Genomic DNA, 8,409 nt, shown 5'->3' with positions numbered 1-8,409 from the left:
CGAAGATCGACCGCTACAGACGGCTCATCGAGACAGAAGAAGTGACTCAGATCGGATTAGTGGGTGACGCTTTGTGAGGTACTGATACTTTCCGACAGGGTGTTCGTACGGTGCAAGCGGGTTCATGAGGACAGCACTCCTCTCGAAGTGGGTAGCGCAGTACGGCAGAGGAGATGCCGTGGCGTGAGAGAAGTCTGTCGGGGTACTGTCGCGGTAGGTCCTCGTCGAGCTTCGTGGTGTCGGTGAGTGTTCATTGGTGTTCTTACAGCTGTGGTTACTCAGTGAGTCGGTCGGTAAGCGTGGTGGCGACGGCCGCGGCGTTCCGGACGGTTGCGTTGATTACTGGCTTGGTGGCTGTACCTTGGTACTGCATTTGGAAGGAGAACTGTGGGTTTCGGGAGTCGGTGGAGATGGTGGCGTAGAAACTATCGGCATCAGCTAAGTTGTCGGTCATCGTGTTTGTGACGGTGTCGACGTTCCCGTACTCGCTGTGTTTTCCGCTGTCTTGGTGTGAGGGGCCGTAGCTGGCGGAGAGGCGCGTTGTTTCGTTGCCGGTGAGTAGGTCGGGATGGTCGGTTTCGAGGATGTGAATGTCTGGTTCTTGCAGGTAGTATCGGTGGTCTTTGGTTGGGGAGAAGTTGTTTCGGACTGAGTCTGCGAGTTGTGTTTCGCCCGAGTCATCGTCGGAGCCGAATCCGAAGGCGTTCTTGAGGCCGTTCGAAGCTTGCCGCCACTCGTTGAGGTCCTCGGGAACGCGGTACAGGTAGAAGACGTTGCTGTCGCGGACGTTTGTACGGAGCCAGTTGTCGAGTTTCGATGCTGGTTGGTTGAGGGTGTTGGCGAGGTCGCTGCGTTGTTGCGGTGTGCCTTCGAGGGCGTGTTTGACGCGGCCAACGCTGCTGCGGGTGAGTAGCGTGTCGGTGTTGATGTTGGTGATGTCGAGGCCGGCGCGGTGGGCTTCGTCGATGCCGCGTCGTAGGGCTTCGTAGTCCGGGCTGTCCGGCGTGGCGAGGTAGATGGCGTTGCGTGGGGCGTCAGTGCCGTCGGGGCGCATGATGCGGCCGAGGCGTTGGATGAAGCGGACGGAGCTGACGACGTTGCTCCAGACGATGAGGAGGTCGGCGGCGGGCAGGTCGATGCCTTCTTCGCCGGCGGCGGTAGAGATGATGAGGTCCGTCTCCTCAGCCTGTGCGGTTTCGACGGCGGCTTGTTGCGCGTCGCTGCTTGTGTGCACGCGGCCAAGCAGCGTCGTGGTCGTGTACTCGCTTAATTCGGCGTCGAGTTGTTTGGCGATGGTGACGCGGTCGACGAACAGCACGGCTTTCTCGAAGTCGTGCTCGTCCAGTGCGGCGCGGCACGCGTCGAGTTTGTGGACCGCCGGGCAGGTATCGAGCACGGGGAGTGTGTCGTCGCGGAGGATGTCGCTCATTACAGTGTTTCGCCGCAGGGTTTCTTCGAGGGCGAGTGCGCCGTCGCGGCACAGCATGCGGATGCCGAGCGTCGGGAGGCCAGCGAGTCTGGTTCCGGCGAACTCACGCCGCGCATCTTCGAGGATGTCGACGACGTCCGTGTAGGCGTCCGGGTACGGCGTGTCGTAGATTTCCCCGATCCACTCCGGAACGTGTTCGTCGGGCAGGTCGGTCCAAGACCGTCTGTGGATTGGGCCGATGGCGGTCGTTATATCTCGTTCTTTGCTGGCGGGGATGGTGGCGCTGAGTCCGAGTTTGTACCGGTACTCGACGTGGTCGAGGAGTTGTGCGAAGGCGTGTTGCCCGGTGGTGTGGTGGCACTCGTCGATGATGACCGCGTCAAAATCGAGGTTCGCAGCGTCGTTCACCGCTGTTTGCGGTGTCGTGACGACGATGTCACCGTTGTGCCACTGCCGAGACCGGGTGCTCGGGGGAACGGTCCCGTCGAGTTTCGTGGTCGGGATGGTCGTGTACTCGTCGTAGTACGCGTGGGTTTGTTCGACAAGGAACCGGGATGGTTCCAGGATGAGAATCCGGTCGATAGCACTCTCGTGCAGCCGGGTGCGGGCCCACATGCAGCCGACGAGAGTTTTCCCGGTCCCGGTCGGGAGACACACGACGGCCTCGTCTCGACGCGTCGCAAACTCGTGCGCTTCGTCCTGGTACGGGCGCGGCGTAATCCCGGTTAGTGCTGCGGTCATGGGTCACGCTCCGTCTCGTCGGTGTCCGTCACGGCTCGCACGCCAGTAATGACGGTTTGCGGGGCGCGTTCGAGCGCGGCGACTTGCGCTCGATGTGCGTTGTGCTCGTCCGCGTCCACGTCGAAGTTGAAGTTGAGGTCCTCGGCGATGTCGGCGAGGATGTCGAGGTCCGCGTCGGGGTCCCCGATGAAATGTTCGAACAGTGGGAATGCGCGATCGGTGACGCCGTGCCCGGCGACATCGGCGGCGAATTGTTCGAGCGTCGGGAGCGGACCGCGGCGGAGTTCCACGGTCACATCGATTTCTTCGCCGTCGCTGAGCCCGGCGTGTTGCACGGCGTCGTGAAGCCGGGTTTCGAGCAGGTCGTCGCTACGCAGCATTCCGAGAGTCAAAAGCGCTAGGCAGTCCTGTGTTGCGGCTCTGACGGCTGACTGCTCGGCGTCGTCGGCAGGGTTGAACACGGCGTCGATGTCTGCTGTAGGGAGCGTGGGGTACAGGACGGTGCAGTCGTGCAGGGTTTTCGTCAAGCGGGTCCGGATCCGGTCTTGCACGTCCGGGTGGTCACTAAGGTCGGTGTCCGGGTCGGCGAGGAGGTCGGCTTCCGTATCGGTCAGTAGCCCGGCGGGATGGGTCGGTGTGTCTGTCACTGCGTGCCTCCTCGGGTTTCGTACCGGTCTCGTTGCAGGGCTGCGTACTCGTTGACGAGCGCGTCGACAGGTGGGTCCTGCTTGTGCGGGCCGAACGCGAGGGTAGCGACCGCGGCAGTGTCGAAGAACTGGTACCGCATGCGTTCGGAGAACACGAGTTCCCCGCCGTCTGTGCGGTCGGAAAACATCGGTGCGCGGTGCATATCGACGCCCCATTCTGTTGTCTGGTCGGTGCGGACGTGGGTTTGCTCGAAGTCGATTAGTGAACTGGTTTCAGCGTCGTACTCTGCGACGTACTCGTCGTATGCTTGCTCGGCGGCGGCTTCGATGGGCGCTCTCGGAAGCGACTCGTCAGCGACAACGGCCATGGACGATAGCACCCATTCCGGGTCGGTTTGCGTGGCGCCGTTCCAGTACCCTGCCACGGCGATGTCGCTGCTTGTGAGTCCCGGGGCGGCGGCGTGAAGCGCGTCAGTGAACCGGTTCGATTCGACCGATGGAAGCGGATCGAAGTCGTTCGGGGCTGCTGATTCGGGAATCACTAGGTCCGGTGCGGTGAGAGTCGTCTCGGCAGCGGAACTAGTTGCGGTGACGCCGGTAAGGCTCACCGCACCGACACTGTGCAGGAACGCTCGACGCGAGTTTTCTCGTGTCATTGTGTCTGTGGCGTGGGAGCGACGGGATAGTGCAGTGACTGGCAACGAGGGTTCAGCGTGTTACAGGTGAGGAGAGCGGGCTTAGTGGTCATGTGAGTCACACACGTCCGTAGACGTGTTCTTCGATGATTTCCCTGTACAGCACACGTCGAGGTGACGAAGCGTCCGGCGATCATTGACCAACGGCAGTCCGTGACTCTCAGTCATGACTCGCCCTCCCTACCAAGCGGTTGCCGCGTCCCGACACCGTCAGTTTCGCATCGTTCAGTGAAGACACGAGAAAACAGAGTCGAGAAGTGATATAAAAAGCATAGTGCCAACCCGTATCTAATTTCCGTAACGATATATGTACTATTGTTTATACGCCCTGACTGAGCAGAGAAGATATGGCGGATTCTGAGCGCAAAGCGTACGACGTTGACCGGCCGCGGGGCATTCTTAGTACGGAGGATCGGAAATTCCTGTTAGGGCAGACAGAGTATACGAGTTCGTCCGGTGCGCGTCGTCGACGACAGAAGATTCGAGAGCGAGTGACGAACGCTATGCTGGATTTTCGGATCCTCCAAGAGTTAGAAGCGCGGGACCGGAACCAGATTTTCGAAGGCGAAGAACGCCGGGATCTGCTCGCAGGCGGGTTCTCCAGCGGGTACTTTTTCCTGTACGATGCACTGGCACGGTCACGGAAAGACACCGAGCATATCGATCTGAACTTAACAGCATACCTGTCACAGGCCATCGAACACGTCGAGAAAACTCGTGGGCATCGAGCAACGCTATCCATGGAAATTCACCGCGAAGAACTCAGCGACCCTGAAGAAATCTTTGAGCGAGTCAAAGAGCACGGATTCCAGAGTCTGAACGCAGCAGAGTTAGATACGGTGTGGTTCAGCGACGAGGTCGATGCCGCTGCATTTGCAAGTTTCCTGAATCAGGTCTTTGAAGACGATGCTGAAAAGATCCGCGCGATCGACATTGAAAAAGAACGAGACTGGTACAACAAACTCAACGACGAAGCGTAACGAATCGCAACACTAGGAAGTACTTCTGGTCTCGATATGCCTCTTCGGAGTCGGCTGAGACTCGCAGTACCGAGAGGTAGTCGGCCGGGTCCCGTCCTTTGACGAAACCCGCTTCGGCATCGTCGATTATGATCTCTTCGTCAGGGTTGTCGGGCGTGTTTACATTGGGTCGTTGGATATAGTAGGTCACTTCGTTCGGCGGTATTCCACCCAAAGCGGTGTGGTTAATGTGTCATCGCTGCTGCCTCCTCGAAACAGTCGTTCTCGATGAGCCAGCTGCGAAGGTTGGCGTACACGTCGCTGCAGTCGTCGCGGGTTGGTTCGGGTGTAGTGAGTGTGTCCCAATTACCGATGAGTACGAGGCGTTGTTTGGCGCGTGAGAGGGCGACGTTGAGTCGGCGTGGGCCGATGTCCTGTACGATCTCGTGGATGCTGGTATGAACCTGTCCCCGAAAGTATACTCGCAGGTACAGCAGAAACTTGAGCAACTTGGAGAGTAAGACCCGGGAAACCCCGTCACTTCTCACTTTCGTCGTCGGAGTAACCGTGTCTACTAACCCCTCGAAGCTCTGTGAGACCAACACATCACCGTGTGACTGCATGAGTTGTCTGCAGCGGATTAATCGCAGATGCAGACGCCGCCTTCGCGGATCTGGTTCGTGACGTGCGTGTGGAGCGAGTGAGAAAGGTCACGCATTGTAGTCGCTTGTTCCGCAGTGGGGCGGCGACCACCGTAGTAACTGTCCGTTCGATTGGTGTCGTACAAGTGTTGCAGGTCGTCTATGGTTTCGCGGGTGAGGAGCCCGAGTGTTGCAGCGCGGTCATAACAGTGCGTGTGGTCGTGGAAGTCCCGGAGTTCATCACCTCCTTCGGCTAATGCGTACGCCTCAACGGAGCGTTCCGTAGCCCCGAAACATAACTCGATGCTCGCCGTGTAGTACCCATTCCCGGCGAGGTCATCAATTGCTGCGAGGAGGCGGCAAGCCTTCGTGAGTTGGGTTTTCCAGTCAGCGTCAGTGTCGATTGCAGTTTCGCGGTTCGGGACGCCGTGACCTGTCTCGTTGAACGCGTCAATAGCTGCGTCGAGCGCGTCCGTGACAGCTGTCGGGTCAGAGTTACTCATCGAGATCTCCGTGGAAAATCATTTGCTGGACAGTATCGAACTTCTCCGTCTCATAGAGGACGAGCCCATCACTGAGCGTGTCCCTGATTTCTTCGGCGTAGTTCGGTATCGCAGGGAGTGCTTCGACGTCGATTTCGTAGGCGTACCGGCCGGTGTCGAATTCCCGGTCTTCCAGGTCTTGCCGGATACGGTTCGCTGTGCGTTGCTTCGTCATCCGGTCGTTCTCGACGAGTACCCACAGGTCGATGTCACTCCGCCGGTCAGCTTCGCCGCGGGCGACACTGCCGTACAGCACGACACCGAGGACGCCGTCGAGTTCGTCGAGGAGATCGTCGACGGCGATTCGAACTGGCTCGTAGAACTCTGCTTGCGGGATGTCGAGAAACGGGTCATCCGGCCGGGACAACCGACCCGTGTTGATGTGCACGAGACGCGTGGTGCCGTCTCGTTGTTCGACGACGAGATCATTTGCCGCTAAGACATCGACGGCCTTCGAAATCGTGGGTTGAGAGTAGCCCACAGCGTCAGCGAGTTCAGTAATGGAGAACGCGTCAGAATGCTGCCGAGATAAAAATGATAGGAGGTCGTGTACTGCTTGACTTCGGAATAAATCGGGGTTCTGAGCCGGGACATCCAGAAGAACAGTCGACCCGCGCTCGGACTTAGTATTCGAGTTCCTCGACATAGTGAAGACTTCGACGCCCTATTGACTTAAAGTTTATATTAGAATAGCTAACTCACTCATATACTAGATCGACCTCTTTGCGTGCGCTTAGTGGAGTGCGACGCTGAGTTCATGTGCGGATGCCTTCCCTCAGTACTTTCGAAGAACTGGTACGGGAAGTCCCGCAGTCGGTTCCCGGGTTCGAACTCGCGGACGCGAACAACGCCGGCGTCTTCGAGTGTGTTGAGGTGCCGGCGGATCGCGTCGCTACTGAGCAGCAGGTTCATGTAGTCGAGTTCCTCAACGCTTGGCGCGCCTTGCGGATGCCCGGCGATGTCGGAGATGATGTCCGCGCGCTTCTTATCGGTCGCGCGTTGTAACGCGCGCCACGTGTCGAACTTCTCTGTCTCGTAGAGGACGAGCCTGTCACTGAGAGTGGTCCTGATTTCTTCGGGTTGTTCGGTGTGGCGGGGAGTGCTTTGACGTCGATTTCGTAGGCGTATCGCCCGGTGTCGAATTCTCGGTCTTCCAGGTCTTGCCGGACGCGATTCGCTGTGCGTTGCTTGGCCATCTGGTCGTCCTCGACGAGTACCTACAGGTCGATGTCACTCCGCCGGTCAGTTTCGCCGCGAGCGACACTGTCAGTCAGCGATCCGCTACTTCAACGTAACCACGCGTGGCAATATGTAGCGAGGCTCTCTGTAGCACTGTCCGACTACACGAACGGACCGGCTACGCAGTAACAATGAAAGATCCGGAACCTCCGTGCAGCTCCCGGTTCAGTGATTAGGAGGGTGTCGACAGGTGAGTCGTGTCAACTAATCCAACTGCACAGGATTTACGGCAGGTTACGCGCCTCAGACGCGCTGTACTGGCTGTCTGGCTGGATAACTATGTTTGACTTGGTTACGATACATCAGCAGTACGGGGAGTACCTGCTCGGTTGCTAGTGGAGCGGATGCGTGTCTGACACGCTCCCATGACTGAAATCCCGGACCTACCCTTGAAACTCTCTAAATCAAGTATTGGCACCGCCAGGTTACCAGTGTTTATCTCCGTCATCCCATCTCAAGAATCGGATCGTTAAATCGGTCGTAAAGGGACTCTCAAGTCATATAGAACCAGTTCTACTATTTTGACATGCAATATGCAATAGTGTGTGGATGAGTCACATGCGGCGGGCCCCTTTTGCGAATCTACTTTATGACTATCCCTCGAAGGTTAGTATGGTCAACCAAGATCCGGATGAGGAGCAACGAACGTTCTGCGACTACGAACAAAATCAGTCTGACGCGAGTATAGACTGCCCTGTTTGTGGGCTTGAACGAGAAAGCGAAAGCGCTGCAAAGCAGTGCTGCCCGTCCGACCAGTTAGACCGGAACCACGCGGGTGTTATCACATCTTCTGAGGATCCCCACGTTGGATTCGCCGTGCCACCACACGTATCAGACGAGTGGACAGAACTGATTCGCCGTACCCGGGACGCTATCGCGGCCGTTGAGACGGATAACCCGTTACCGGTGGCTATCGATGTGCTGCAAGACTACTTAGCAACAGGGACGGGAGAAACCGAACTGAAGCAAATATTTGCTTATCTCGTGTTCCTGCAAGAGATACAGGTTCTGCCTGGCTACCCGGTCAAAGCGAGAGCAGGAGACTCAGATCTCCCGACGATTCGAGAGTACTGTAACGAACGGGATGAACTCAGCGGCCACATTAGCAAGTCAAGCGCACGCGGATCAGGGGTAGTTACGCAAGACCCGCTGGCTCGATTCACGCCACTAACTACACACAGAACGTTCAGTCCCGGGGTGAAAACCAGTTCGCCCGTGTACGAGTGGGAGACAACCGTTCAACTCGTGAACAGCCTCGGTGAGTTCCAGACAAATCTCATCGTAAATCAAGGTACGGCGCACAATGCCATGACGATTGAAGCCCGGAATCAACTGATCCGTCACCCTCATATCGATATGGTCACGGCACCATATCGAATCGGGACCGGCACATTCAAGCTGGAGGCAACAACGGAAGTCCACTCACTAACTCAGCTTTGCACGTTGAAGTGGTAGCGTGACGTAGGCGTTGACAAAGAAGGATGATGCCGATCACGGACTTCCTTTCGTGTACGCG

At 57.7% G+C, this 8,409-nt stretch carries 7 protein-coding genes and 1 pseudogene; 2 read left to right on the top strand and 6 right to left on the bottom strand.

Annotated elements, in window-relative coordinates; translation table 11 throughout:
- Positions 1–274 precede the first annotated feature (274 nt).
- Genes C442_RS13960 through C442_RS13950 form a run of 3 tightly spaced genes read right to left on the bottom strand, consistent with a single transcriptional unit; the run spans position 275 to position 3,473 of the window.
- A complete protein-coding gene (locus C442_RS13960; RefSeq protein ID WP_008311491.1) occupies positions 275–2,170 on the bottom strand; it encodes a DEAD/DEAH box helicase in 1,896 nt (631 codons plus the stop codon).
- A complete protein-coding gene (locus C442_RS13955) occupies positions 2,167–2,817 on the bottom strand; it encodes a hypothetical protein (protein ID WP_008311489.1) in 651 nt (216 codons plus the stop codon). Before C442_RS13955 ends, C442_RS13960 begins: the two co-directional genes overlap by 4 nt.
- Positions 2,814–3,473 (bottom strand): hypothetical protein, encoded by a 660-nt coding sequence (locus C442_RS13950; RefSeq protein ID WP_008311488.1) that lies wholly within the window; start codon positions 3,471–3,473, stop codon positions 2,814–2,816. Before C442_RS13950 ends, C442_RS13955 begins: the two co-directional genes overlap by 4 nt.
- 386 nt (positions 3,474–3,859) lie before the next feature.
- On the opposite strand from C442_RS13950, the gene C442_RS13945 reads away from it, so the two are divergent.
- Positions 3,860–4,492 (top strand): hypothetical protein, encoded by a 633-nt coding sequence (locus tag C442_RS13945; RefSeq protein ID WP_008311487.1) that lies wholly within the window; start codon positions 3,860–3,862, stop codon positions 4,490–4,492.
- 619 nt (positions 4,493–5,111) lie between these two features.
- On the opposite strand, the gene C442_RS13935 is transcribed toward C442_RS13945, so the two are convergent.
- The 3 genes and pseudogenes from C442_RS13935 to C442_RS23095 all read right to left on the bottom strand — a co-directional run.
- Positions 5,112–5,615 carry a hypothetical protein gene (locus tag C442_RS13935; RefSeq protein ID WP_008311484.1) on the bottom strand — a complete coding sequence of 168 codons (504 nt, stop codon included), beginning with the start codon at positions 5,613–5,615 and terminating at the stop codon, positions 5,112–5,114.
- Positions 5,608–6,300 carry a nucleotidyltransferase domain-containing protein gene (locus tag C442_RS13930; protein ID WP_049942997.1) on the bottom strand — a complete coding sequence of 231 codons (693 nt, stop codon included), beginning with the start codon at positions 6,298–6,300 and terminating at the stop codon, positions 5,608–5,610. Before C442_RS13930 ends, C442_RS13935 begins: the two co-directional genes overlap by 8 nt.
- Positions 6,301–6,428: 128 nt before the next feature.
- A pseudogene (locus C442_RS23095) lies at positions 6,429–6,725 on the bottom strand (hypothetical protein); the annotation flags it as partial.
- 780 nt (positions 6,726–7,505) lie between these two features.
- Here C442_RS23095 and C442_RS13920 point away from each other — a divergent pair.
- Entirely contained in the window at positions 7,506–8,348 is an 843-nt protein-coding gene (locus tag C442_RS13920) for a hypothetical protein (RefSeq protein WP_008311480.1), read from the top strand.
- Positions 8,349–8,409: the final 61 nt, after the last annotated feature.

It is taken from the genome of Haloarcula amylolytica JCM 13557, from assembly GCF_000336615.1.
Taxonomy (GTDB): Archaea; Halobacteriota; Halobacteria; order Halobacteriales; family Haloarculaceae; genus Haloarcula; species Haloarcula amylolytica.
This window is presented reverse-complemented; position numbering and strand designations above follow the sequence as displayed.